Annotated in this window: 23 protein-coding genes; 17 read left to right on the top strand and 6 right to left on the bottom strand. The window is 64.2% G+C overall.

What is annotated here, in order from left to right; all coding sequences use genetic code 11:
- Positions 1–10: 10 nt before the first annotated feature.
- Entirely contained in the window at positions 11–961 is a 951-nt protein-coding gene (locus AACH87_RS20385) for an AEC family transporter (RefSeq protein ID WP_338796394.1), read from the top strand.
- A 20-nt stretch (positions 962–981) separates the two neighbouring features.
- Here the strand turns inward: AACH87_RS20385 and AACH87_RS20380 are convergent, their stop codons facing one another.
- Positions 982–1,893, bottom strand: a complete 912-nt coding sequence (locus AACH87_RS20380) for a LysR substrate-binding domain-containing protein (RefSeq protein WP_338796393.1) — start codon at positions 1,891–1,893, stop codon at positions 982–984.
- A 210-nt stretch (positions 1,894–2,103) separates the two neighbouring features.
- Between AACH87_RS20380 and AACH87_RS20375 the strand changes: the two genes are divergently transcribed.
- The 11 genes from AACH87_RS20375 (at position 2,104) to AACH87_RS20325 (ending at position 12,520) form a co-directional block, all read left to right on the top strand.
- The gene (locus AACH87_RS20375; RefSeq protein WP_338796392.1) at positions 2,104–2,805 is read left to right on the top strand and encodes a substrate-binding domain-containing protein; all 702 of its coding nucleotides are present in this window, start codon (positions 2,104–2,106) and stop codon (positions 2,803–2,805) included.
- A gap of 69 nt (positions 2,806–2,874) precedes the next feature.
- Positions 2,875–3,909, top strand: a complete 1,035-nt coding sequence (locus AACH87_RS20370; RefSeq protein WP_338796391.1) for an amidohydrolase family protein — start codon at positions 2,875–2,877, stop codon at positions 3,907–3,909.
- Between the two features lie 55 nt (positions 3,910–3,964).
- Complete coding sequence (locus tag AACH87_RS20365; RefSeq protein ID WP_338796390.1) at positions 3,965–5,329, top strand: MFS transporter; 1,365 nt, start codon at positions 3,965–3,967, stop codon at positions 5,327–5,329.
- 42 nt (positions 5,330–5,371) lie between these two features.
- A complete protein-coding gene (gene ligK / locus AACH87_RS20360) occupies positions 5,372–6,055 on the top strand; it encodes a 4-carboxy-4-hydroxy-2-oxoadipate aldolase/oxaloacetate decarboxylase (protein WP_338796389.1) in 684 nt (227 codons plus the stop codon).
- A 156-nt stretch (positions 6,056–6,211) separates the two neighbouring features.
- Entirely contained in the window at positions 6,212–7,210 is a 999-nt protein-coding gene (locus AACH87_RS20355; RefSeq protein WP_338796388.1) for a tripartite tricarboxylate transporter substrate binding protein, read from the top strand.
- 42 nt (positions 7,211–7,252) lie between these two features.
- Positions 7,253–8,257 (top strand): tripartite tricarboxylate transporter substrate binding protein, encoded by a 1,005-nt coding sequence (locus AACH87_RS20350; protein WP_338796387.1) that lies wholly within the window; start codon positions 7,253–7,255, stop codon positions 8,255–8,257.
- Between the two features lie 13 nt (positions 8,258–8,270).
- Positions 8,271–9,284: a tripartite tricarboxylate transporter substrate binding protein gene (locus AACH87_RS20345; RefSeq protein ID WP_338796386.1), complete on the top strand. Its 1,014-nt coding sequence runs from the start codon at positions 8,271–8,273 to the stop codon at positions 9,282–9,284.
- A gap of 19 nt (positions 9,285–9,303) precedes the next feature.
- Positions 9,304–10,236, top strand: a complete 933-nt coding sequence (locus AACH87_RS20340; protein ID WP_338796385.1) for an amidohydrolase family protein — start codon at positions 9,304–9,306, stop codon at positions 10,234–10,236.
- A 1-nt stretch (position 10,237) separates the two neighbouring features.
- The gene (gene ligA / locus AACH87_RS20335; RefSeq protein WP_312779561.1) at positions 10,238–10,681 is read left to right on the top strand and encodes a protocatechuate 4,5-dioxygenase subunit alpha; all 444 of its coding nucleotides are present in this window, start codon (positions 10,238–10,240) and stop codon (positions 10,679–10,681) included.
- A 5-nt stretch (positions 10,682–10,686) separates the two neighbouring features.
- Entirely contained in the window at positions 10,687–11,553 is an 867-nt protein-coding gene (locus AACH87_RS20330; RefSeq protein WP_338796384.1) for a class III extradiol dioxygenase subunit beta, read from the top strand.
- Between the two features lie 13 nt (positions 11,554–11,566).
- Complete coding sequence (locus AACH87_RS20325; RefSeq protein ID WP_338796383.1) at positions 11,567–12,520, top strand: Gfo/Idh/MocA family oxidoreductase; 954 nt, start codon at positions 11,567–11,569, stop codon at positions 12,518–12,520.
- Positions 12,521–12,637: 117 nt separating this feature from the next.
- Here AACH87_RS20325 and AACH87_RS20320 read toward each other — a convergent pair whose 3' ends face one another.
- A complete protein-coding gene (locus tag AACH87_RS20320; RefSeq protein ID WP_338796382.1) occupies positions 12,638–13,966 on the bottom strand; it encodes a flavin-dependent oxidoreductase in 1,329 nt (442 codons plus the stop codon).
- A 221-nt stretch (positions 13,967–14,187) separates the two neighbouring features.
- On the opposite strand from AACH87_RS20320, the gene AACH87_RS20315 reads away from it, so the two are divergent.
- Together AACH87_RS20315 and AACH87_RS20310 are read left to right on the top strand one after the other, a co-directional pair.
- The gene (locus AACH87_RS20315) at positions 14,188–15,204 is read left to right on the top strand and encodes an aldo/keto reductase (RefSeq protein WP_338796381.1); all 1,017 of its coding nucleotides are present in this window, start codon (positions 14,188–14,190) and stop codon (positions 15,202–15,204) included.
- 609 nt (positions 15,205–15,813) lie between these two features.
- Entirely contained in the window at positions 15,814–16,941 is a 1,128-nt protein-coding gene (locus AACH87_RS20310; RefSeq protein ID WP_338796380.1) for a mechanosensitive ion channel family protein, read from the top strand.
- Between the two features lie 126 nt (positions 16,942–17,067).
- On the opposite strand, the gene AACH87_RS20305 is transcribed toward AACH87_RS20310, so the two are convergent.
- From AACH87_RS20305 to tkt, 3 genes are all read right to left on the bottom strand, one after another.
- Complete coding sequence (locus AACH87_RS20305) at positions 17,068–17,364, bottom strand: hypothetical protein (protein ID WP_338796379.1); 297 nt, start codon at positions 17,362–17,364, stop codon at positions 17,068–17,070.
- Positions 17,365–17,735: 371 nt separating this feature from the next.
- Entirely contained in the window at positions 17,736–18,734 is a 999-nt protein-coding gene (gap, locus tag AACH87_RS20300) for a type I glyceraldehyde-3-phosphate dehydrogenase (RefSeq protein ID WP_338796378.1), read from the bottom strand.
- 78 nt (positions 18,735–18,812) lie between these two features.
- Entirely contained in the window at positions 18,813–20,867 is a 2,055-nt protein-coding gene (tkt, locus tag AACH87_RS20295; RefSeq protein ID WP_338796377.1) for a transketolase, read from the bottom strand.
- A gap of 157 nt (positions 20,868–21,024) precedes the next feature.
- Between tkt and speD the strand changes: the two genes are divergently transcribed.
- Both speD and AACH87_RS20285 read left to right on the top strand, forming a co-directional pair.
- Positions 21,025–21,450, top strand: coding sequence for an adenosylmethionine decarboxylase (gene speD / locus AACH87_RS20290; RefSeq protein ID WP_338796376.1), 426 nt, complete (start codon positions 21,025–21,027; stop codon positions 21,448–21,450).
- A 101-nt stretch (positions 21,451–21,551) separates the two neighbouring features.
- A complete protein-coding gene (locus tag AACH87_RS20285; protein ID WP_338799032.1) occupies positions 21,552–22,280 on the top strand; it encodes a nucleotidyltransferase family protein in 729 nt (242 codons plus the stop codon).
- 18 nt (positions 22,281–22,298) lie between these two features.
- On the opposite strand, the gene AACH87_RS20280 is transcribed toward AACH87_RS20285, so the two are convergent.
- Entirely contained in the window at positions 22,299–23,048 is a 750-nt protein-coding gene (locus AACH87_RS20280; protein ID WP_338796375.1) for a hypothetical protein, read from the bottom strand.
- A gap of 171 nt (positions 23,049–23,219) precedes the next feature.
- Here AACH87_RS20280 and AACH87_RS20275 point away from each other — a divergent pair, with 171 nt between their 5' ends.
- Positions 23,220–24,611: an aminopeptidase P N-terminal domain-containing protein gene (locus tag AACH87_RS20275; RefSeq protein ID WP_338796374.1), complete on the top strand. Its 1,392-nt coding sequence runs from the start codon at positions 23,220–23,222 to the stop codon at positions 24,609–24,611.
- Positions 24,612–24,689 lie beyond the last annotated feature (78 nt).

The raw sequence follows: 24,689 nt of genomic DNA, 5'->3' as shown, positions 1-24,689 counted from the left end.
GATTCACTGAATGCTCCACATCCTGGCCATCACCGGGCCGCTATACCTGATCATTGCCCTGGGCTACACCGTCACCCGCGCAGGGCTGTTTGCCCGCGCCGACATGCGGGTGTTTGGCAAATTCGTCATGCATCTGGCGCTGCCCGCCATGCTGTTCAATGCCCTGTCGCAGCGCCCGGTGCGCGAGGTGCTCAACCTGCACTACATGGGCGCCTATGCGCTGGCCAGCGGCATGGTGCTGGCTCTGGGCTTTGCCTGGACGCGCTGGGTGGCGCGCCGCAGCATGAGCTTCAGCAGCATGGTGGCGATGGGCATGGGCTGCCCCAACAGTGGCTTCGTCGGCTACCCGGTGCTGCTATTGGTGCTGGGCGCACCCGTGGCCAGCGTGAGTCTGGCGCTGAACATGGTGGTGGAGAACCTGCTGCTCATCCCGGTGTTGCTGGCGCTGGCCGACCTGGGCGAGCCCGGTGAACAAGGCCGCAACGCCTGGCACCGCGTGGTGTGGCAAAGCCTGCAGGGCCTGGCGCGCAACCCCATGCTGTGGGGTGTGGTGGCGGGCCTGGCGGCGTCGTGGCTGGGGCTGAGCGTGCCCGAGCCTGTGTCGCGCACGCTGCAGCTGGTGGCGCAGGCCAGCGGCGCGCTGTCGTTGCTGGTCATTGGCGGCAGCCTGGTGGGGCTGCACACGCAGGGCACCTTGCGCACGGTGGCGCAGATCAGTGTGGGCAAGCTGGTGCTGCACCCGCTTGCCATGCTGCTGGTGTTGACCTGGCTGGTGCCGGTGCCCGACCCGGCGTTGCACCGCGCAGCCCTGCTGAGCTGCGCCATGCCCATGCTGGGCATCTACGCCATCCTGTCGCAGCGCCACGGGCACGAGGGCGTCAGCTCTGCCGCCCTGCTGGTGACCACGGTGGCGTCTTTCTTCACGCTGAGCACCTTGCTGTGGCTGTTGAACCCGGTGTGAGCTGTGGGGCGGTGTGCCGCTCAGCGCGGCTGGAACACGCTGACAGCCGTCTGCCGTATCAGGTCCAGCGCCGCCTTTTGCACCTGGGTGGAGGGGCGCTGCAGGCTGGTGGCCAGCGATACCGGAATGCGCAGTGGGGGCGTGCCGATGGCCTGCGCGGTGTAGGCCGACGGCCGGGGTGAGTTCAGCAGGGCATTGCGCGACAGCACGGCGCAGCCCGCGCCATCGGCCACCAGGTCCAGAATGGCCGAGACGCCGTCGATCTCCAGCGCCACCTCCGGGTGGCAGCCAATCTGGGCCATTTCAGACTCCACATGCATGCGGATGGCGTTGGGCCGCGAGGGGATGACCAGCGGCAGCCGGGCCACTTCGCTCAGCGGGATCGGGCCTGGGGGCGGGTCTTCTTGCAGGCCGGGCGGGCGGGCGCGCACCAACACCAAGTCTTCGTCCAGCAGGTGGGCCACGTCCATGTCGCGCGAGGCCTGGGCGTTGTACAGCACCACAATATCCAGGTGGCCGCTGTGCAGCCCCTCCAGCAGGGCCCCCGACAGCCCTTCGCTGATGGACAGGCGGGCCTCGGGCAACTGCTGGCGGAAGGCCCGGGTCAGGGGCACGGTCATCACCCGGGCCACGCTGTTGGGCAGGCCAATGGCGACGCGCCCGGCCAGCGCACCGCGCACCCGGCCCAGCTCTTCACGCGCGCGCTCCACCTGGTGCAGGATGCCGCGGCCATGCTCCAGCAGCACCTTGCCCGCCTCGGTGGGGGTGGCCCCCCGGCCGTTGCGCACCAGCAGGTTCTGGCGCAGCTCCACTTCCAGCAAGCGCACCTGCCGGCTCAGCGCGGGCTGGGCAATGTTGAGCACCACCGACGCCCGCGTGAAGCTGCCCAGCTCTGCCACGCGCACGAAGTATTCGATCTGTTTCAGGTCCATGGGCAAGGTTTTCGATGGAAAGACGTCGAAATTTTGAATAGCTACCGCTGTGCAATCTCACAATGATATATCTGGTAGTGGCGCAGCCCGCTTTTCCCGCCCGGAGGCCTTGACCACAATCAGGTCGTTATCACCCGACCGCAGGTGAGCAGGCAAGTGAGATGAGCCACTGGGGGCACCCCGGGGCGTTGAGAAAGCTGCAGGAGACACATGAGCACCGCACCACAGACCGAAATCAAGGGCATCTCGTCCATGGCCACCCGCCAGGTGCTGGCCGAATTGGTAGAGCTGTACGGCCGCCAATGCGCCGACCGGGTCACCATCGAATCCGTAGGCGGTGTGGACGCCGCCAAGCGCGTGCAGGCGGGTGAAGTGTTTGACGTGGTCATCCTGGCATCGGACGCCATTGGCAAGCTGGCCGCTTCCGGCCATGTGGTGCCAGCCAGCCAGGTGGATCTGGTGCACTCTGGCGTGGCGGTGGCTGTGCGTGCGGGTGCGCCGGTGCCCGACATCAGCTCGGAAGACGCCGTGCGCCGCGCCGTGCTGGCCGCGCGCAGCCTGAGCTATTCCACCGGCCCCAGCGGCGTGGCGCTGGCCAAACTGTTTGAGCGCTGGGGCATTGCGCAAGAGATTGCCCCCCGCATCGTGCAGGCCCCGCCCGGTGTGCCCGTGGGCACGTTGGTGGCCCGGGGCGAGGTGGAGCTGGGCTTTCAGCAGCTCAGCGAGTTGCTCCACGTTTCCGGCATCACCCTGGTGGGCCCGCTGCCGCCCGCCATCCAGATCACCACCACCTTCTCGGGCGCCATTGCCGCCAACGCCCGCCAGCCGGGCGCAGCGCGTGCGCTGCTGGCCTTCATGGCATCGCCCGAAGCGGCTGCCGCCAAGCGCCGCCAAGGTATGGACCCTGCGTAGAGCGCGCTCCTCACCGCGCCTGTGTACGCACCGCATTCACCGAATCACAAAATCCAAGGAGCCAAAACCATGAGCCTCATCATCGACTGCCACGGCCACTACACCACGGCCCCCAAGGCGCTGGAGAACTGGCGCAATGCGCAGATCGCCGGCATCAAAGACCCCGCAGCCATGCCCAAAGTGGCCGACCTGAAGATCAGCGACGACGAGCTGCGCGAGTCCATCGAGACCAACCAGCTCAAGCTGATGAAAGAGCGCGGCAGCGACATCACCCTGTTCAGCCCCCGCGCCAGCTTCATGGCCCACCACATTGGCGACTTCAACGTCTCCAGCACCTGGGCGGCCATCTGCAACGAGCTGTGCTTTCGCGTTTCGCAACTCTTCCCTGACAACTTCGTGCCCGTGGCCATGCTGCCGCAGTCGCCCGGTGTTGATCCCGCCACTTGCATCCCCGAGCTGGAAAAGTGCGTGAAGGAATACGGCGCAGTGGGCATCAACCTGAACCCCGATCCCTCCGGCGGCCACTGGACCAGCCCGCCGCTGACCGACAAGCACTGGTACCCCATCTACGAAAAGATGGTGGAGTACGACCTGCCCGCCATGATCCACGTGAGCACCAGCTGCAACGCGTGCTTCCACACCACCGGCGCGCACTACCTCAATGCCGACACCACGGCCTTCATGCAGCTCATTCAGGGCGATCTGTTCAAGGACTTCCCCACGCTCAAGTTCCTGATTCCGCACGGCGGCGGCGCGGTGCCTTACCACTGGGGCCGTTTCCGGGGTCTCGCGCAAGAGATGAAGAAGCCGCTGCTGGACGAGCACCTGATGAACAACGTGTTCTTTGACACCTGCGTGTACCACCAGCCTGGCATCGATCTGCTCAACACCGTCATCCCGGTGAAGAACGTGCTGTTTGCCAGCGAGATGATTGGCGCGGTGCGCGGCATCGACCCCACCACCGGCCACTACTACGACGACACCAAGCGCTACATCGAGGCCAGCAAGATCCTGAGTGCCGAAGACAAGCACCAGATCTACGAGGGCAACACGCGTCGCGTGTTCTCGCGCCTGGACGCGCACCTGCGCCGCCAGGGCCGCTGATCTCTCCGCCTTTTTTTCAACCCTCCAAGACTTCATAACAACAGGAGACAAAACCATGCCGATTCCCGGCCAGGACATGGACGTCCAGACCTTCTTCAACCGCAACCGCTTCTCGGGCATGCAGTGGCTCACCTTTGCCCTGTGCTTCCTGGTGGTGTTGCTGGACGGCTTTGACACCGCAGCCATCGGGTACATCGCGCCCTCGCTCATCAAGGAGTGGGGCGTGACCAAGCCTGCGCTGGCCCCCGTGCTCAGCGCGGCCCTGTTTGGCCTGGCCGCAGGCGCGCTGCTGGCAGGCCCGCTGGCCGACCGGCTGGGCCGCAAGCGGGTGCTGACGGGTTCGGTGCTGCTGTTTGGCGTGGCCTGCCTGGTCTCCGCCTACAGCCGTGACCTGACGGAGCTGAGCGTGCTGCGCTTCATCACCGGTGTGGGCCTGGGTGCTGCCATGCCCACCGCCGTGACGCTGACCAGCGAGTACTGCCCCGAGCAGCGCCGCTCGCTGCTCACCAATGCCATGTTCTGCGGCTTTCCGCTGGGGGCGGCCTTTGGTGGCTTTCTGGCGTCGTGGATGATTCCCCACTGGGGCTGGCGCAGCGTGCTGGAGCTGGGTGGCTACGTGCCCCTGGCGCTGGGTGTGCTGATGCTGGTGCTGCTGCCTGAATCGGTGCGCTACCTCATTGCCCGCAATGCCCCCGTGGAGCGCGTGCAGTCCATCCTGCGCCGCGTGTCCGCATCGGCCGACCAGGTGCGCCGCTTTGTGCTGAGCGAGACGCGCCCCGACTCCGGCGCGCGCAGCGGCCTGGGCGTGGTGTTCTCGCCCGAGTACCGGGTGGGCACGCTCATGCTGTGGGTGGGTTACTTCATGGGGCTGGTGGTGTTTTATGCCCTCATCAACTGGATGCCGGTGCTGTTTGCCGAAGCGGGCCTGGCACCGCAGAACGCCACGCTGATTTCCGCACTATTCCCGCTGGGCGGTGTTGGCGCAGTCTTCTTTGGCTGGCTGATGGACCGCTTCAACGCCAACCGCATCATCGCGCTGGGCTATGCGCTCACGGCCGTGTCCATCTACGCCATTGGCCAAGCGGCAGGCAATGTGGGCACGCTGGTGGTGGTGGTCTTTGTGGCGGGCACCATCATGAACACGGCGCAGTCGTCCATGCCCGCGCTGGCCGCGGCTTTCTACCCCACCAGTGGCCGTGCCACGGGCGTGTCGTGGATGCTGGGCGTGGGCCGCCTGGGCGGCATTGCTGGCTCGTTCCTGGTGGCGCAGCTGTCGGCCATGCACCTGGGCTTCAGCCAGATTTTTGCCGTGGTGGCCATTCCCGGCCTGATCGCCATGGTGGCACTGCTCGTCAAGCAGGCCTCGCACCCTGACGACGGCGGTGGCCCTTCCATCCGTGGCGGGGTGTCTGCGCACTGAGCGCGTCGCCTTCGCAAACTTTCATTTTCAGGAGCATCTGACATGTACGAACTTGGCGTTGTCTACCGCAACATCACCCGCGCTGACCGCGCAGCCGCAGATGGCTTGGGCGCTTTGGGCTCGGCCACCGTGCACGAGGCCATGGGCCGCGTGGGCTTGCTCAAGCCCTACATGCGCCCCATCCAGACGGGCGTGCAGGTCAGCGGCACGGCCGTCACGGTGCTGCTGCACCCTGGCGACAACTGGATGATGCATGTGGTGGCCGAGCAGATCCAGCCCGGCGACATCGTGGTGGCAGCCATCACCGCAGAGTGCACTGACGGCTACTTTGGCGACCTGCTGGCCACATCGTTCCAGGCACGCGGCGCGCGGGCACTCATCATCGATGCGGGCGTGCGCGATGTGCGCACCCTCAACGAGATGAACTTCCCCGTGTGGAGCAAGTGCATCTCCAGCAAGGGCTGCATCAAGGAAACCCTGGGCTCGGTGAACATTCCCGTGGTGTGCGCAGGCATGCTGGTCACGCCCGGCGATGTGATCGTGGCGGACGATGACGGCGTGGTGTGCGTGCCCGCGGCCCGCGCCGTGCAAACCCTGGAAGCGGCGCAAAAGCGCGAGAGCTTTGAGGGCGAAAAGCGCGCCAAGCTGGCCAGCGGGGTGCTGGGGCTTGATATGTACAAGATGCGCGAGCCGCTGGAGAAAAAGGGCCTGCGCTACATCGACTGAACCGGCTGAATTGACGCAGCCAATGGCATGGAAGGTATCGGGAGTATTGAACGAAGGCCCACAGAGGCTTGATAAAAAGGGGCTTGCAGCGCAATAAAAACAAGCGCAGCAAGCTATCAATTTAATAGTAAACCTTGGACCATTACGGAGACAACCATGGCATCTTTCCACCACATGACACGACGCACCGCCGCCCTGGCACTGGGCCTGGCCGCTACCTTGGGGTTGGCACCCCAGTGGGCGGCTGCGCAGCAGTTCCCGACCAAGCCTGTGCGCATCATCACCCCCTTCCCGGTGGGTGGCGGCCCTGACGGCGTGGCCCGCATCGTGGCCGACAAGCTCTCCAAGTCCTGGGGGCAGTCGGTGGTGGTGGAAAACCGTCCCGGTGGCAATGGCTTCATTGCCATCGATGCCTTCAAGCGGGGCGCCAAGGATGGCCATGACCTGATCGTGCTCGACAACGTGCACCTGGCCGCCTACCCCAGCCTGTTCAAGAAGCTGCCTTACGACCCCGCGAAGGACTTTGACCCGCTGCTGCCGCTGTTCAAGGCCTACTTCTTCTTCACCGTGGGTGCAGACAGCAAGTACAAGACCGTGGGCGACATCATTGCTGACGCCAAGGCCAACCCCGGCAAGCTCAACTACGGCTCGTGGTCCATCGGCAACCCCGTGCACCTGGGCTCTGAGCTGCTGGAGAGTATGACCGGCACCCAGATGGAGCATGTGGTGTTCAAGGAAACGACACAGCTCTACACCTCGGTCTCCACGGGCGACCTGTCTTTTGCGCTGGGCACTGCCGCCACGGCAGGACCGCTGCAGCGCGCGGGCAAGCTGCGCTTCCTGGCCGTGACAGGCCCGCAGCGCGTGGCCTCGTATGCCGATGTGCCCACGGTGGGCGAATCCGGTGGACCCAAGGACTTCGAGGTGACCGGCTGGAACGCCATCGCCGTGCCACCCGGCCTGCCTGCAGCCGTGACCGACAAGATCCGCAAGGACATTGCCGATGCCCTGGCCTCGCCCGAGGTGCTGGAGAAGTACAAGAGCTTTGGCTACGAGCCCTTCCCCATTTCGCGTGACCAGTTTGCCCAGTTCATCCAGAGCGAAAGCCGTCGTTTTGGTGACGTGATCCGCAAAGCCAACGTTTCGCTGGATTGAGCGAACGCCCCGATCACCGACACCACGCCAGGAGCACGCCGCATGACCTCACGCCTTCCTTCTGCCCCCCAGGCCAGCCGCCGCGCTTGGCTGACCACAGCGGCCGCCCTTGCGGCGACTGCTGCTGCACCCCATGCGCTGGCGCAGCCGGCCTACCCGGCACGCCCCATCCGCATCGTGGTGGGCTACGCCGCAGGGGGCGCGGTCGATGCGGTGGCCCGCGCCGTCGGGCAGGCGCTGTCCCAAAGCCTGGGCCAGCCGGTGATCGTGGACAACAAGCCCGGCGCGGGCACCAACATTGCCGTGAAGTCCGTCATCGCTGCCGAGGCAGATGGCTACACCCTGATGATGGCGGCCAATGCGTTGGCGGCCAACATGTCGCTGTACCAGCCCATGCCTTTCGATGCCGAGAAAGACCTGGTTGCCATCTCGCTGGTGGGCCGCGTGCCCGTGGTGCTGGCGGCGGGGGCCAATGCGGGCATCGGGTCGCTGAAAGCCCTGCTGCAGGCGGCCAAGGCCAAGCCCGGCGTGCTGGCCTATGCATCGCCGGGCAACGGCTCCACGCCGCACATGGCCATTGAATTCTTCGAGCGCGAGGCCGGTATCCAGCTGCAGCATGTGCCCTACCGTGGCGGCGCTGCAGCGCTGACGGATGTGATCGGCGGCCAGGTGCCGCTGGTCGCCGTCAATGCGCTGGAGGTGCAGCCGCACGTCAAGAGCGGCAAGCTCAAGGTGCTGGCGGCACTCAGCGCCAACCGGACTTCCATCTTTCCGGACGTTCCGACGATTGCAGAGTCCGGCTTCCCCGGCTTTGAAGCGGCGGTGTGGTACGGCCTGGTGGCCCCTGCAGCCACCCCCAAGGCCATCGTGGCCCGCCTGCATGACGAAGTGCAAAAGGCCCTGCAGACCAAGGAAGTGCGCGAGCGCATGACCGCCGTAGGCGGCGAGGTGCTGCCCGGCAGCGCAGACCAGTTCACGCAGTTGATCCGCAGTGAGCGGCGGCGCTACGAAAAGCTGGTGCGCGAGGCCAACATCAAGCCCGATTGATTGGAGACACCGCATGTTCAGCCATCCTTCCTTTGAATCGCGCAGGCGCACTTTGCTGTCCTGGCTGCTGCCCGCCGCTCTGGCCGGGGCTTGCAGCCTGGCCTGGGGGCAGAACGCCAGCGACTGGCCCACCAAGCCCGTGCGCCTGATTTCGCCTTACCCCACTGGTGGTGCGCCCGACGCCATGGCCCGTGTGCTGGCCGAGAAGCTCTCCAAAAAGTGGGGGAAGCCTGTGGTGGTGGACAACCGCCCTGGCGGCAATGGCTTCATTGCTATCGACGCCTTCAAGCGCGGTGCCAGGGATGGGCATGACCTGATCCAGCTGGACAGCGTGCATATCGCTGCCTACCCCTACATGTTCAAGAAGCTGCCCTATGACCCTGCGAAAGACTTCCAGGTCATTGCGCCCATCTTCAAAAGCTTCATGTACTTCGTGGTGCCCACGAGCAGCAAGTACCAGACCATTGCCGACGTGATTGCCGATGCAAAGGCCAACCCCGGCAAGCTGGACTACGGCTCGTGGTCCATCGGTAACCCGGTGCACCTGGGCATGGAAGAGCTGGCGCAGATTGCAGGCCTGAAGCTGCAGCATGTGCTTTTCAAGGAGACCACCCAGCTCTACACCTCGGTGGCCAATGGGGATCTGCCCTTCACCATGGGCACGGCAGGCACGGCGGGGCCCTTGATCAAGGCGGGCAAGCTCAGGCCCATTGCGGTGGCGGCACCGTACCGCCTGCCCGCGTTTCCGGATGTGCCCACCGTGGCCGAGTCGGGCGGCCCCAAGGCTCCGTATGAGGTCAGCGGCTGGAACGTGGTGGCGGGCCCCAAGGAGCTGAACGCCGCCATCAGCGAAAAGATCCGCGCCGACGTGGCCGAGGCCATGGCCGGTGCCGATGTGAAAGAGCGCTTCATCAACTTTGGCTACGAGTCGCTGGTGCTGAACAAGGCCCAGCTGGCGGACTTCATCAAGTCAGAGTCGGCGCGCCATGAAAACATCATCCGGCGCGCCCGGATTGAACTGGAATAACTTTTCTTGAGAGTGATGCATGTCCAAACCCACTTCAGGTGACTTCACCAAAACCCCCGGCTGGCTGGATTGGTACACCGGCCCCACCAAGCCCCGCTTTCAGCTGCCCGCAGGCGCGGTGGATGCCCACTGCCATGTGTTTGGCCCCGGCGCGGAGTTTCCGTACGCACCTGAGCGCAAGTACACGCCCTGCGATGCCAGCAAGCACGAGCTGTTTGCGCTGCGCGACCACCTGGGCTTTGCCCGCAATGTGATCGTGCAGGCCACCTGCCACGGCGCAGACAACCGCGCCATGGTGGATGCGTGCCTGGCAAGCGGCGGCAAGGCGCGTGGCGTGGCCACGGTCAAGCGCACCGTGACCGACGAAGAACTGCAGGCCCTGCACGCTGCGGGCGTGCGCGGTGTGCGCTTCAACTTCGTCAAGCGCCTGGTGGACTTCACGCCCAAGGACGAGCTGATGGAGATTGCCGGTCGCATCGCCAAGCTGGGCTGGCATGTGGTGATCTACTTTGAGGCGGTAGACCTGCCCGAGCTGTGGGACTTCTTCACCAGCCTGCCCACCACCGTGGTGGTGGACCACATGGGCCGCCCGGACGTGAGCAAGGGCGTGGACAGTGATGAGTTCGCGCTGTTCCTCAAGTTCATGCGCGAGCACAAGAACGTGTGGAGCAAGGTGAGCTGCCCCGAGCGCCTCTCCGTGACCGGCCCCAAGGCCCTGAACGGCGAACAGGCTGCGTACCAGGACGTGGTGCCCTTTGCGCGCCGCGTGGTGCAGGAGTTTCCTGACCGCGTGCTGTGGGGCACCGACTGGCCGCACCCCAACCTCAAGGACCACATGCCCGACGACGGTTTGTTGGTGGACTTCATCCCGCACATTGCGCCCACGGCAGAACTGCAGCAGAAGCTGCTCGTCACCAACCCCATGAAGCTTTACTGGCCCGAGGAGGTCTGAGATGGCACTCGACAAACCCTACCAGGACGTGCCCGGCACCATCATCTTTGATGCCGAGCAAAGCCGCAAAGGCTACTGGCTCAACCAGTTCTGCATGAGCCTGATGAAGGCCGAGAACCGCGAACGCTTCAAGGCCAATGAGCGTGCCTATCTGGACGAGTGGGCGATGACCGAAGAGCAGAAGCAGGCCGTGCTGGCCCGCGACCTGAACTGGTGCATGCGCACTGGCGGCAACATCTACTTTTTGGCCAAGATCGGTGCGACCGATGGCAAGAGCTTCCAGCAAATGGCGGGCTCCATGACCGGCATGACCGAAGAGGAATACCGCGCCATGATGATCTCCGGCGGACGCAGTGCCGAAGGCAACCGCTACATCGGCGAAGACGGCGATGCGCAGGCGCACCGCCAGCCGCAAGGCAAGGCCGGGCAGGCCAAGAAAGACTGAACACCATGGCACGCATTACCGCATCCGTTTACACATCGCATGTCCCCGCCATTGGCGCGGCCATGGACCTGGGCAAGACACAGGAAGACTACTGGAAGCCGCTGTTCGCGGGCTACGACTTTTCCAAACAATGGATGAAGGACAACAAGCCCGATGTCATCTTCCTCGTCTACAACGACCACGCCACGGCCTTCAGCCTGGACTTGATTCCCACCTTTGCCATCGGCACCGCAGCGCAGTACCAGCCCGCCGACGAAGGCTGGGGCCCCCGCCCTGTGCCCGTGGTGCAAGGCCACCCCGAGCTGGCCAGCCACATCGCACAAAGCGTGATCCAGCAGGACTTTGACCTCACCATCGTCAACAAGATGGATGTGGACCACGGCCTGACGGTGCCGCTGTCGCTGATGTGCGGCGAGCAGCATCCGCAGACCGGTGCCTGGCCCTGTCCGGTGATTCCGTTTGCGGTGAACGTGGTGCAGTACCCCGTGCCCAGTGGCCGCCGCTGCTTCCAGCTCGGCCAGGCCATCCGCCGCGCGGTGGAGAGCTTTGACGAAGACCTGAACGTGCACATCTGGGGCACCGGGGGCATGAGCCACCAGCTGCAGGGCGCACGCGCAGGCCTCATCAACCGCGAATGGGACAACGCCTGGCTCGACAAGCTCATCGCCGACCCCGCAGGCTGCGCCGACACCCCGCATATCGACTACGTGCGCGAAGCAGGCAGCGAGGGCATCGAGCTGGTGATGTGGCTCATCGCCCGGGGTGCCATGGCCGATGTGGCCGGTGGCCCCGCCCCCAAGGTGGCGCACCGCTTCTACCATGTGCCCGCGTCGAACACCGCCGTGGGCCATCTGATTCTTGAGAACACGTAAAAGGAAATAGACCATGACCATCAAAGTCGCACTCGCAGGCGCAGGTGCCTTCGGCATCAAGCACCTGGACGGCATCAAGAACATTCCCGATGTGGAAGTCGTCTCCCTCATCAGCCGTGACCTGGCCAAGACCCAGGAAGTGGCCGACAAATACGGCATCAAGCATGTCACTACCGACTTGGCCGACAGCCTGGCCATCAAGGAAGTGGACGCCGTAATCCTGTGCACGCCCACGCAGATGCACGCCAGCCAGTCCATCGCCTGCATGGAAGCGGGCAAGCACGTGCAGGTGGAAATCCCGCTGTGCGACATCCTGAGCGAAGGCCAGGCCGTGGTGAACCTGCAAAAGCAGACGGGCCTGGTGGCCATGTGCGGCCACACGCGCCGCTTCAACCCCAGCCACCAGTTCGTGCACAAGAAAATCAAGGCGGGCGAGTTCAACATCCAGCAGATGGATGTGCAGACCTACTTCTTCCGCCGCACCAATATGAACGCGCTGGGCCAGCCCCGCAGCTGGACGGACCACCTGCTGTGGCACCACGCCGCCCACACGGTGGACCTGTTCGCCTACCAGGCCGGTAGCCCCATCGTCAAAGCCAACGCCATCCAGGGCCCCATCCACAAGGATCTGGGCATTGCCATGGACATGAGCATCCAGCTCAAGGCTGCCAACGGAGCGATCTGCACACTGAGCCTGAGCTTCAACAACGACGGCCCGCTGGGCACGTTCTTCCGCTACATCGGCGACACCGCCACCTACATCGCCCGCTACGACGATCTGGTGAACGGCAAGGAAGAGAAGATCGATGTGAGCAAGGTCGATGTGTCGATGAACGGCATCGAGCTGCAAGACCGCGAGTTCTTCGCCGCCATCCGCGAAGGCCGCGAGCCCAACGCCAGCGTGGCGCAGGTGCTGCCTTGCTACCAGGTGCTGCACGATCTGGAGCTGCAGCTCAACGCTGGTTGATTCCAGGCTTCAAGCCAACTAGGCTGCTAGCGCTTATTCCATAAGCGCTAGCAGCTATTCTTTTTGTAGTGTGCGCTGGCGGTGTTCAATCCGCCAGCAAAGCTGCGAATGTGACTCTCAAGCACCCGCCACGCGCTGCCCCGGCGCAATGGTGGGTGGTGCGGCATTCAGCGTCTCGATGGCAAAGCCCGCCGCCGCTTTGTAGCGGGCCATGAAGCCCTCACGTTCCTCACGTGGCAACACGTCGTCGATGTGGTCGAACACACCGCCGCAGCGCTCGTCCACCAGCCCCAGCAGGCCAAACGGGCCAGATCCCCGGTTGCGCAGCACCAGCGCGGATATGTCCTTGCACAGCTTGTCGTCGTAGGCGCGCAGCGCCTGCGGGCCCACGCCGTGCGCCACCAGTTGTGCCCCCAGCACGCGGGCATCCACAATGGCCTGGCTGGCTCCGTTGGAGCCCACGGGGTACATCACATGCGCTGCATCGCCCAGCAGCGCCACGCGTCCGTCCACCCAGGTGGGCACGGGGTCGCGGTCGATCATGGGGTACTCAAACACATCCTTGGCACCGCGCAGCATGGCGGGCACGTCCATCCAGCTGTAGTTCCAGCCTTCAAAGTGGTGGATGAAATCTTCCAGCGCCACGCGCCGGTTCCAGTCGCCGTGTTGCCAGCCGCCCTGGTTGTCTACCGTGATTTCGGCAATCCAGTTGATGGTGGCCAGGCCGGTGGACGGGTCGGGTGGCGTGATGGGATAAAACACCACGCGGTGTCGCAGCGAGCCCAGGCCCACAAACGATGCCCCCGTGCGCACCGGCACCCCCGGCGTAGTGCCCCGCCACATGATGGCCCCGCCCCACTGGATGGGTGGCTGCGTGGGGTGCATCTGCGCCCGCACGGCCGAGTGCAGGCCATCGGCGGCAATCAGCAGCGAACCCGCCACCTCGCGCCGCTCACCATCGCGTGTCTCGACGATGGCAGTGACACCATCGGCATCCTGCCGGTAGCCCACCACGCGCTGTCCCAGCTGCACAGCGCTATCGCCCAGCCGCTCTTTCACGGCGTGGTACAGCATCATCTGCAGCTGCCCCCGGTGCACGGCGTACTGCGGCCAGCGGTAGCCCGCATCCAGCCCGCGCGGCTCGGCATACACCTCGTTGCCGTTGCGGCCCACCAGCGCCCATTCACGCGCCTGCAGGCCAATGGTGTCCAGCACCTCGTTGCCAAAGCCCAGGTCATGCAACTCGCGCACGGCATTGGGCTGCAGGTTGATGCCCACGCCCAGTGGCTGCAGCTCTGGCACTGTTTCAAAAACGATGCAGGGCACACCGATCTGGTGCAGGGTGAGGGCGGTGGCCATGCCACCGATACCGCCACCAGCAATCAGCACGGGGCGGGGGGAGGAGGTGTGGGAGGGGGTGTTGCCAGACATGGGGGGATTGTCCATGCAATGGCGGGTGGGGCTTGGCGCAGCGGTCACGCTAGCGAATGGGGAGTGGCTTAGCGAGGCGGTCTAGAGCTTGGGGATAGCAAGCTTGACCAACTCTGCCGTTCGTTCCACTTCGCTCGCTGTTTTGAGTCGCACTTCGCCAACAGTCCCTTTGAACAGGTTCTTACGCCCAAACCCGACCCACTCCGCAGGCTGCCCACTTGCCGTAAGCTCACACCATGCAACAAAGAAATCTTGGACCATTCTCCGTCTCGGCCATTGGCCTGGGCTGCATGAACCTCTCGCACGCCTACGGCGCGCCTGTGAGCGCCGAGCAGGGCGAGCGTGTGCTGCTGGCAGCGCTGGATGCGGGCGTGACGCTGTTCGATACCGCCACGCTGTATGGCTTTGGGGCCAACGAGACGCTGGTAGGCCGTGTGATGAAGCCGCACCGCCACCGCTTCACGCTGGCCAGCAAGTGCGGCATGCAGGGCGTGGATGTGAATGGCGATGGCAAGCTGGTGCGCGTGATTGACGGCCGCCCGGCCACGTTGCGCCAGACCTGCGAGGACAGCCTGCGCCGCCTGCAGACCGATGTCATTGACCTGTACTACCTGCACCGCTGGGACAAGAGCGTGCCGATTGAAGACAGCGTGGGCGCGCTGGCCGACCTGGTGCGCGCGGGCAAGATTCGCAGCATCGGCTTGTCGGAAGTGTCTGCAGCCACGCTGCGCCGGGCCCATGCCGTGCACCCGATTGCGGCCCTGCAGACGGAGTATTCGCTGTGGACGCGCAACCCCGAGATTGCGGTGCTGCAGGCATGCCGGGAACTGGGTGTGGCGTTTGTGGCATTCAGCCCCGTAGGCCGCGGCTTTTTGTGTGGGGACTTGACGGATGTGAGCACGCTCGATGCCAAGGACATTCGCCGGGCCATGCCCCGGTTTGCGCCCGAAGCGTATGCCGCCAACCTGCGGCTGCTGGATGGCTACCGTGCCATTGCTGCAGAGGTGGGGTGCACGCCCGCTCAGCTGGCGCTGGCCTGGCTGCTGCACAAGGGGCAGGACATCATTCCCATTCCGGGCACGACCAGCGTGGAGCATCTGCACGATGACCTGGGCGCTGTGGATGTGCAGCTCAGCAGTGCTGTGATGCAGCGGCTGGAGGCACTGATCAACGACCGCACGGTGGTGGGCAACCGCTACAACCCCCAAAACGCCAGCGAGGTGGATACCGAGGCGTTTGCACAGGGGAATTGAAAACCTGTTCCGTCCGCGTCTGACCTTGCCTGCGCGGCACCGCGCAGAGTGAGGATCCCGTTCAAAAAACGTTGAGCTTGCCGCGGGTGGGTTCACCCATCCCCATGGTTGCCACTGTCTGAAGACTTGGCGTCAGTTCCCGCTTGCGTGAGGGGATGTCGTTGAGTTCATCGGCAATGCGTGGCCCGCAGACCCACCGCACCGGCGCACGTCCGCTTGAAGTATGGGCGATGTCTTACGGCCCAGCCCCAGTCTCTGTGTCAGAGTCCTAGGGATGACCTGCATAACTCCCTGCGGTCTGTGATAACGCGGTCTCGGGCAGTCCGCTGCGTTGCTTTTCTTGCCAATAGCTCGGCTATTGGCTGCCAAAAGACGCCTTGCGGCCCCTCCCGATCCGCACTACCACCGCCTCGCGAGGGTTATGCAGGACATCCCTGGCACCCGTTGCTCATCCGGCAAGCGGGTTCCTTCGCTGCCTTGGCGGTCTGACTGGCGCGTTGACGCCTTGTCATCGCCCAGCGGTTGAACCTTGCTTACGACCGCAACCTGCAGGCATAGGCCTGTTGTGGCCTACATACCTTCCCCCCTTACGAAGAGGAGCGCTGCTGCATGATCTCATCCCCGTTCATGGACTGGATCCAGGAAACCACCTTCGCTGGCGTGCCGTTGTGGAGTCTTTTGGTTGCGGCGACCGTGGCGGTCGTCACCTTTGTGGCCATCATGACTTTGCTACATCTGCTGACGGGCCGCGCCAGGACATGGGCTACCCAGACCCAAAGCTTGGTGGCACTCGCTGTGGTGGATGTGCTGGAAGGCACCAGCCGCGCGCTGGTACTGGTGCTGGCTGTGCTCGTCGGGCTGGGCATGTTGCAACTGCCCCCTCGCTGGGAGAGCCGCGTGGCGCAGCTGTGGTTTGTGGCGGTAGCGCTGCAGATGGGGCTGTGGGGCATGCGTGCGATTGGCATTGGTGTGCAGCGTTATCTTGCGCGCCACACCTCCAAGGGCATGACGCAGGTGAGTGCGTCGGCCACGCTCATGTCGTGGGGCCTGCGAACGCTGCTGTGGAGCATCATTGCCCTCGCTGTGCTCTCCAACTTGGGTGTAAACATCACGGCCTTTGTGGCGAGCCTGGGTGTGGGTGGCATTGCCGTGGCGCTGGCGGTGCAGAACATTCTGGGTGACCTGTTTGCCTCGCTGGCGATTGCGGTGGACAAGCCTTTTGAGGTGGGCGACTTTGTGGTGGTGGGCAATATCGCGGGCACCGTGCAGATGATCGGGCTCAAGACCACCCGCATCCTCAGCCTGCAAGGTGAGCAGGTGGTGATGTCCAACACCGACATCCTCAAGCAGATCATCAGCAACTACCGCCCCATGCGCGAGCGCCGGATTGTGTTCGGCTTCAAGGTGCGCTACGACACCCCGCCCGAGAAACTGGAGGCGATTCCTGGCATCGTGAAAAGCCTGGTGAGTGCGCAGAAGGCGCTGCGCTTTGACCGCGCCCACTTCAAGGGGTTTGGCGACAGCGCGCTGGAGTTTGAGGTGGTCTACATCGTGCAAGGCCCGGACTATGGCCTTTACATGGACATGCAGCAGGCCATCAACCTTGGGTTGATGCGTGAACTGGCGGCATTGGGGGTGGAGTTTGCCTTCCCCACACGCACGGTGCACGTGGCATCGCTGCCGAGCGCTGATGCCTTGGCGACGGGGGAGTTGCTGCCTGGTGTGGCAGCGCATTGAAAGACCGCCTGGAGCAGCCTGTGGCTGGGCTGCTCATGCTCATCGGTGCGTTGGGCGGAAGTCGCTAATCGCTGCGACCTGGATAAGTGCGACTGTCGATTCCGATCTGTTCTGCAGAGGCGACCATCATCCCAGACGAGAAAGCAGGTACATGCTGACATGCTGGGGCCACTCTGTCAGTCCTGCCTCCCACAAGACCCAGACTAGCGTGGTCAGGAAATAAGCCCCGAAGATGCCCAAAACCAGCGGATGGCTCCGCAGCAGCAGAACACCGGTCAATACCCAGGCAAGTCCTCCGGCCATGTAGTACCAGGAGCCTCCCTGAAGCAGGAACCAGCCCCCAGCCACTGCAAGCCCCATGCCCATAAACACCAAAAAACAGCCAACGGTGCAAGTGGCGCGGGAAGCGAAAAGAGGGTGCACGGGAGCTCCTTGGAATCAATGGGTCGGCGGGCAGTCTCCTGCCTTCGCTTGACTGGCCCTGTGGGGGCTTCAGTACGCACTGGGACGGATCGGGTGCCGTGCTGACGTGACATCGATCAGTCTGAAGCACCCAACTGTCTGGCGGTTGATCCTATGCAGCCTCTCTGTTACATCTTGTAGGAACTGGATGACATCGTCCGTAGGCCGCTTTCCTGATGGGGGAATCCCTGGCTAAGCGAAGGCTTGAGGGCTGAGACCGGGCAAAAAAAAGCCAACCTCCTTGCGGGGGTTGGCTGAACGGGTAGTTGTCTTCCTAGCGCTTCTTCAACTTTTGTATTTCTCTCATCATTCCTGGATGGAATGCGGCAGGGTCACTTGGCAACCACGCGCACCATTTCCAGGCACTTGTTGGAGTAGCCCCATTCGTTGTCGTACCAGCTCACGACCTTGACGAAGGTGCCGTCCAGTGCAATGCCGGCGTCGGCATCGAAAATGGAGGTGCGGGTGTCGCCACGGAAGTCAGTGGCCACTACTTTGTCCTCAGTGTAACCGAGGATGCCCTTGAGCGCGCCTTCGGACTGGGCCTTCATCTCGGCCTTGATTTCGTCGTAGGTTGCAGCCTTCTCCAGCTCGACGGTCAGGTCCACCACGGACACGTCAGAGGTGGGCACGCGGAACGACATGCCGGTCAGCTTCTTGTTCAGGGCAGGAATCACCACGCCCACAGCCTTGGCAGCGCCTGTGGAGCTGGGGATGATGTTTTCCAGAATGCCGCGGCCACCGCGCCAGTCTTTGTTGGATGGGCCGTCCACGGTCTTCTGTGTGGCAGTGGCTGCGTGCACGGTGGTCATCAGGCCGCGCTTGATGCCCCACTTGTCGTGCAGCACCTTGGCCACAGGAGCCAGGCAGTTGGTGGTGCAAGATGCGTTGGAGATGATGGCCTGGCCAGCGTAGGTGTTGTGGTTCACACCAAACACGAACATGGGCGTGTCGTCCTTGGAAGGGGCCGACAGGATGACCTTCTTGGCACCGGCGTCCAGATGCTTCTGGGCCGACACCTTGTCGAGGAACAGACCGGTCGATTCGATGACGATATCGGCACCCACTTCGTTCCACTTCAGGTTGGCGGGATCGCGCTCCTGCGTCAGGCGGATCTTCTTGCCGTTGACGATCAGTGTGTTGCCTTCCACCGCCACGGTGCCATCAAAGCGGCCGTGCACCGAGTCGTACTGCAGCATGTACGCCAGGTAGTCAGGCTCCAGCAGATCGTTGATGCCCACAACTTCGATGTCGCTGAAGTTCTGGATGGCCGAGCGCAGCACGTTGCGGCCGATACGGCCGAAACCGTTGATACCAATCTTGATCGTCATAGCTTGTAGTCTCTCCAAAGTTGATTTCAAAATCCAAAGCAAAAGGGGCTCCGCATTGCTGCGGCGCCCCTTACTGACTCACTTGCGCTTGAGAGCGGTCAGCACGGTGGCTGCCACGTTCTCTTCGGTGAAGCCGAAGTGCTTGAACAGCACGGGCGCGGGGGCCGATTCGCCGTAGGTGTCAATGCCCACCACGGCAGCGCAGCCGTACTTCCACCAGAAGTCGGTCACGCCCATTTCCACCGCAACGCGGGGCAGGCCTGCGGGCAGCACAGCCTTCTTGTACTTCACGTCTTCACGGTCGAACGTGGTGGTGCTGGGCATGGAGACCACGCGCACTGGCACCTTCTTGTCGGCCAGCAGGCGCTGGGCCTTCAGGGCCAGCTGCACTTCGGAGCCGGTGGCGATGATGACGGCCACGGCCTTCTTCTTCAGGCCCACGTCGGCAGGCTCGCTTAGCACGTAGGCGCCGCGCGAGATGTCGCCCAGGTCCCGCTTGGGGGCGTAGGGCAGGTTCTGGCGCGACAGGGCCAGCACCGTGGGCTTATTGCGGTTGGACAGGGCCACGCTCCAGGCCACGGCGGTTTCTGCCGTATCGGCAGGACGCCACACGTCCAGGCCGGGGATCAGGCGCAGGCTCGACACATGCTCGATGGACTGGTGGGTGGGGCCGTCTTCGCCCAGACCGATGGAGTCGTGCGTGAAGACATGGATCACGCGCTGCTTCATCAGCGCAGCCATGCGGATGGCGTTGCGGCTGTAGTCGCTGAAGGTGAGGAAGGTGCCGCCGTAGGGGATGAAACCACCGTGCAGCGCCACTCCGTTCATGATCGCAGCCATGCCGAATTCGCGCACGCCGTAGTTGATGTGGCGGCCACCGATCTTCTTGCCGTCTTCGGCTTCGGTCTGCACCACGGCGCCTTGCTGGTCAAAGCGCAGGTTGGGCGTGCTCTTGGTGTTGGTGAGGTTGGAGCCTGTCAGGTCGGCAGAGCCGCCCAGCAGTTCGGGCAGGGCGGCGGTGAAGGCTTCCAGCGCCAGCTGGCTGGCCTTGCGGCTGGCCACGGTTTCCGCCTTGGTGTGGGCGGCCACCACGGTGTCCACAGCCACCTGGGCAAAGTGCGCAGGCAGGTCGCCCTTCATCCGGCGCGTGAAGTCTGCAGCCAGCTCTGGGAAGGCTTTGGCGTAAGCGGCAAAGCGCTCGTTCCAGGCTGCTTCAGCGCTTTGGCCGCTGACCTTGGCGTCCCAGCCTGCGTACACATCTTCAGGGATGACGAAAGGTTCGCTCGTCCAGCCCAGCACTTCGCGGGTGAGTTTGATCTCGTCGGCACCCAGGGGCTCGCCATGGGCCTTGGAGGTGTTGGCGCGGTTGGGGCTGCCCTTGCCGATGTGCGTCTTGCAGATGATGAGCGATGGGCGCTCGGTCTGGTTCTTGGCCTCGGCAATCGCGGCAGCTACCTTGTCGGCGTCGTGGCCGTCGATGGGGCCAATCACGTTCCAGCCGGCCGAGACAAAGCGCAGGGCGGTGTTGTCGGCAAACCAGGGGGCCACTTGGCCGTCGATGGAGATGCCGTTGTCGTCGTACAGCGCGATCAGCTTGTTCAGCTTCCAGGCGCCTGCCAGCGAAATCGCTTCCTGGCTGATGCCTTCCATCAGGCAACCGTCGCCCAGGAAGGCGTAGGTGTGGTGGTCCACGATGGCATGGCCTTCGCGGTTGAACTCGGCGGCCAGCAGCTTTTCGGCCAGCGCAAAGCCCACGGCGTTGGTGATGCCCTGGCCCAGCGGGCCGGTGGTGGTTTCGACGCCGGGGGTGATGCCCACTTCGGGGTGGCCGGCCGTCTTGCTGTGCAGCTGGCGGAAGTTCTTCAGCTCTGCCATGGGCAGGTCGTAGCCGGTCAGGTGCAGCAGCGCGTAAATCAGCATCGAGCCGTGGCCGTTGGACAGCACAAAGCGGTCACGGTCGAACCACTGGGGGTTGGCGGGGTTGTGCTTGAGGTGACGTGCCCACAGGCCCACGGCCATGTCGGCCATGCCCATGGGGGCACCGGGGTGGCCGGAGTTGGCTTGTTGAACGGCGTCCATGGCCAACGCGCGGATTGCGTTTGCCATCTGTTGGGATTGCTGGGTGTTGGCCATGGGTCAGGAGTTCTGGTGGGGGAGGGGGATCGGGGAAACCGCCTATTTTACCGACGCTGGTGCCGCGGCTTTGTCCTGAACAGGTTCTGAGGCCCGTGGTTACATCAAACAGCCGCAGCGGATGGGGAAACCGTGCGATGCACTACATTGCATGCCCATGCACGGATTGCACCTCACTGCCGATCTCCACGGATGCCGCTGTGCCCCCCACTGGCTGACCGACGCGACCGCACTGGGCCAAGCTTGCCTGGATGCTGTCAGGGCCGCGGGCCTGCAGGCGGTGGGGCAGTTGTTCCATGCTTTTCCTGCCACGGCAAAGGGGCCCGGCGGTGTGACGGCTACGGTGCTGCTGGCCGAATCCCACTTGTGCGTGCACACCTGGCCCGAGCAGGCTGCCGTCACGCTGGATGTGTATGTGTGCAACTTTGGCGCGGACCACAGCGCCAAGGCCCACGCCCTCATGAATGCGCTGCTGGCCTTGCTGGATGCCACCGCTGTGCAGCGGCACGCGCTGCAGCGAGGCGAGATACCGCGCAGCCCCTCATCCACGCTATCCACGCCATCGCCGTCCTGCACGCCATGACATCTTCTGCGGCTTCTTCTCATTCTTCATCTGCCTCGGCCCCGGTTGCCCTCTCTGCACGTTCGGAAGCCCCCGATACCTGCCCGGGCCAGGTTCCGGCCATGCTGCTCGCGGCAGGCCGGGGCGAGCGCATGCGCCCGTTGACGGACACCTGCCCCAAACCCTTGCTGCAGGTGCAGGGCCAGCCTTTGCTGCAGTGGCATTTGCAGGCGCTGGCACAGGCCGGGGTATGCCGGGTGGTAATCAACACCGCTTGGCTGGGGGCTCAGATCAGTGATCATTTTGGAGGTGTTTTTGGCCTCCAGGGCAATGAAATCAGGCGCAGGCAGCTATCAATTTCATACTCGCAAGAAGGGGCCGACTTTGGTGGGGCGCTGGAGACCGCCGGGGGCATTGCCCGGGCTTTGCCCCAACTGGGCCCCGTGTTCTGGCTGGCTGCGGGCGATGTGTTTGCGCCCGACTTTGTGTTCGATGCGGCTGCCGTGCAGGCGTTTGAGGCCAGCCATCTTTTGGCCCATTTGTGGCTGGTGCCCAATCCCCCTCACAACCCGCGAGGCGACTTTGGCCTGTCCGCCCAGGGGCTTGCGCTCAATCTGCCTGCGGACGACCCCATGCACCGCTACACCTACAGCACCATTGCGCTGCTGCGTGCCGAGCTGTTTGCGCTGCCGTGGTGCGACATCCCGCACGGCAACCCGGCCGGGGCTGCTGCCCCGCTGGCACCGCTGCTGCGCCGCGCCATGGACCAGGGGCGCGTGGGTGCGTCGCTCTACACGGGGCGGTGGACGGATGTGGGCACGCCCGAGCGGTTGGCGGAACTCAATCGCTGACAGGACGCACGCGCCTGCCTACTGCGGCTGGGATGCTCCGTTGACAGGGCCTCCGGCATAGGCGGGCTGCACCACAATCGGCGGGCCGTTCTCGCAGCCCTTGAACAGCCATTGCCCCGGCAGGAAGCGTGCATTGGGGCCATCGGGTGGCGGTTTGCCCACTTCGGCCACCACGTCGTACTCGATATGCGGCACCTGGAACAGGGCCACCTGCCCCTTCTTGCAATTGATGGCGGGCAATACCTTGTTCGGCAGCCAGGTCTGGGTGGCCGTGTCATAGCGGTACACGGGCCCGATGCGCTGGTTGTCTGCCAGCTCCACCCGCATGGGCAGGGTGTGCATGGCGATGGCCAAAACGCCAGCCACCTCCATCGGTTGGGGAAAGCGCACGGCGTCCAGCCCATGCAGCGCCAGGGGGCGGCCGGGCTCTCCGCGGTCAAAGGGGTCGGTGCGGTTGATGAGGCTGCCCGCCGGAATCAGCAGTTCTCCGTACTGAAAATCTTCTCGCAGCACGAAGCGTTGGCGTGACTCCCGCAGCGCTGCGCCGTCTTCCCAAGCCTGCTTGGCGTTTTGTGACATGAACATGCGCACGCCCACCCAGGCATTGCAGGCGACCGCCAGGGCAATGAGGGTCAGCAGCGCGGGGCGTGTGAGGACCAGCTTTTGTGACACATCAATCCAGCGGGCATACACGCCATAGATCAGCAGCAAGGTGGTCAGCACCACCCCCAGCGTGGGGATCAGGGTTGTCAGAATGAAGTTGAGCATGGAGCAAGGTCGGCACACAGCAAGGACCCGGAGACCCGGCGATCGCGTGCCGGAGTCTGCATCCTGAGTTCTCCCTGCGCCCCGGTTTTGTGTGTGTGGATCTCGGCAGGCGTCGCGTGGATTCTCTGCGACAAAGCGGGTCTTTGTGCCAGATGGGCTCACAATGCGTACATGAATGCAACGCAATCCATCTACGCCCAGCGCCGCGCACGCCTCGCTTCCATGCTGGGCGCTGGCGGCATCGCCATCATCCCCACTGCGCCCGAACGCCCGCGCAACCGGGACACCGATTTCATCTACCGGCACGACAGCTATTTCTACTACCTGACCGGCTTCACCGAGCCGGGCGCGGTGCTTGTGCTGACGGCCGAAGGCCACAGCACGCTGTTTTGCCAGCCCAAGGATCTGGAGCGTGAAATCTGGGACGGCTATCGCCTGGGCCCTGCCGCAGCGCCTGCGGCCTTGGGTGTGGATGACGCTCAGTCCTCTGCCGTGCTGGATGCCCAACTGCCCCGCCTGCTGGAAAGCCGCAGTTGCGTGTGGTACCCCTTTGCCACGCATGCCGGTCTGGCAGCCCGGGTAGAAGGGTGGCTCAATGCGGTGCGGGCCCGCGTGCGCTACGGTGCCATGTGCCCGGCGCAGCAAAGCGATGCCTGTACGTTGCTGGACGAGATGCGGCTGATCAAGGACGAGCACGAGCTGGACATCATGCGCCGCGCCAGCCAGATCAGCGCGCAGGCCCACATCCGCGCCATGCAGCGCTCGGCCCGCATGCTGCGCGCCGGGCAGGATGTGCGCGAATACCACTTGGATGCCGAGCTGCTGCACGCCTTCCGTGAGGGCGGCTCACAGTACCCTGCCTACGGCTCCATCGTTGCGGCAGGGGCCAACGCCTGTGTGCTGCACTACCGCGCCGACGCCGCCCCGGTGCGCGACGGCGAACTGGTGCTGATTGACGCCGGGTGCGAACTCGATGGCTACGCCAGCGACATCACCCGCACCTTCCCGGCCAACGGCAAGTTCACTGGCCCGCAGCGTGCGCTGTATGACCTGGTGCTGCAAAGCCAGGTGGCCGCCGTGGAGGCCACCAAGGCGGGGAGGCGTTTCAACGCCCCGCACGACGCCACGGTGGCCGTGTTGGCGCAAGGCATGCTCGACCTGGGCCTGCTGGACAAGAACAAGCTGGGTACGGCGCAGGACGTAATCGAAAAGCGCGCCTACTTCCAGTTCTACATGCACCGCACCAGCCACTGGCTGGGCATGGATGTGCACGACTGTGGCAGCTACGTGGAGCCGGGCGAGGTGGGCAACACCAGCGAGCGCAAAGACCCGCTGTCGGGCGAAACCATCACCAACCGCCCCAGCCGTGTGCTGCGACCCGGCATGGTGCTCACCATCGAGCCCGGCATCTATGTGCGCCCCGCCGAAGGAGTGCCAGAGGCATTCTGGAACATTGGAATCCGCATCGAGGACGATGCCGTGGTCACGGAAGGTGGCTGCGAAGTCATCACCCGCGATGTGCCCGTGGATGCCGACGAGATTGAGGCACTGATGCGCAACTGAGCCCCGGGGTTCCCGGTGCGTCTGTCAGGGTTTTCTGGTAACGGGGATGTAACCGGTTTCGTGTGAAAATTGAAACCC

The sequence above is a fragment of the Acidovorax sp. DW039 genome, from assembly GCF_037101375.1.
GTDB lineage: Bacteria > Pseudomonadota > Gammaproteobacteria > Burkholderiales > Burkholderiaceae_C > Acidovorax.
This window is presented reverse-complemented; position numbering and strand designations above follow the sequence as displayed.

Coding starts and splice junctions, on each gene's coding strand:
- AACH87_RS20280 (WP_338796375.1), bottom strand. CDS start 23,048: ATGCTCAACTTCATTCTGACAACCCTGATCCCCACGCTGGGGGTGGTG.
- AACH87_RS20275 (WP_338796374.1), top strand. CDS start 23,220: ATGAATGCAACGCAATCCATCTACGCCCAGCGCCGCGCACGCCTCGCT.
- AACH87_RS20330 (WP_338796384.1), top strand. CDS start 10,687: ATGGCACGCATTACCGCATCCGTTTACACATCGCATGTCCCCGCCATT.
- AACH87_RS20385 (WP_338796394.1), top strand. CDS start 11: ATGCTCCACATCCTGGCCATCACCGGGCCGCTATACCTGATCATTGCC.
- ligA (WP_312779561.1), top strand. CDS start 10,238: ATGGCACTCGACAAACCCTACCAGGACGTGCCCGGCACCATCATCTTT.
- AACH87_RS20310 (WP_338796380.1), top strand. CDS start 15,814: ATGATCTCATCCCCGTTCATGGACTGGATCCAGGAAACCACCTTCGCT.
- tkt (WP_338796377.1), bottom strand. CDS start 20,867: ATGGCCAACACCCAGCAATCCCAACAGATGGCAAACGCAATCCGCGCG.
- gap (WP_338796378.1), bottom strand. CDS start 18,734: ATGACGATCAAGATTGGTATCAACGGTTTCGGCCGTATCGGCCGCAAC.
- AACH87_RS20285 (WP_338799032.1), top strand. CDS start 21,552: ATGCTGCTCGCGGCAGGCCGGGGCGAGCGCATGCGCCCGTTGACGGAC.
- AACH87_RS20320 (WP_338796382.1), bottom strand. CDS start 13,966: ATGGACAATCCCCCCATGTCTGGCAACACCCCCTCCCACACCTCCTCC.
- ligK (WP_338796389.1), top strand. CDS start 5,372: ATGTACGAACTTGGCGTTGTCTACCGCAACATCACCCGCGCTGACCGC.
- AACH87_RS20315 (WP_338796381.1), top strand. CDS start 14,188: ATGCAACAAAGAAATCTTGGACCATTCTCCGTCTCGGCCATTGGCCTG.
- AACH87_RS20350 (WP_338796387.1), top strand. CDS start 7,253: ATGACCTCACGCCTTCCTTCTGCCCCCCAGGCCAGCCGCCGCGCTTGG.
- AACH87_RS20345 (WP_338796386.1), top strand. CDS start 8,271: ATGTTCAGCCATCCTTCCTTTGAATCGCGCAGGCGCACTTTGCTGTCC.
- AACH87_RS20340 (WP_338796385.1), top strand. CDS start 9,304: ATGTCCAAACCCACTTCAGGTGACTTCACCAAAACCCCCGGCTGGCTG.
- AACH87_RS20375 (WP_338796392.1), top strand. CDS start 2,104: ATGAGCACCGCACCACAGACCGAAATCAAGGGCATCTCGTCCATGGCC.
- AACH87_RS20325 (WP_338796383.1), top strand. CDS start 11,567: ATGACCATCAAAGTCGCACTCGCAGGCGCAGGTGCCTTCGGCATCAAG.
- AACH87_RS20365 (WP_338796390.1), top strand. CDS start 3,965: ATGCCGATTCCCGGCCAGGACATGGACGTCCAGACCTTCTTCAACCGC.
- AACH87_RS20380 (WP_338796393.1), bottom strand. CDS start 1,893: ATGGACCTGAAACAGATCGAATACTTCGTGCGCGTGGCAGAGCTGGGC.
- AACH87_RS20355 (WP_338796388.1), top strand. CDS start 6,212: ATGGCATCTTTCCACCACATGACACGACGCACCGCCGCCCTGGCACTG.
- speD (WP_338796376.1), top strand. CDS start 21,025: ATGCACGGATTGCACCTCACTGCCGATCTCCACGGATGCCGCTGTGCC.
- AACH87_RS20370 (WP_338796391.1), top strand. CDS start 2,875: ATGAGCCTCATCATCGACTGCCACGGCCACTACACCACGGCCCCCAAG.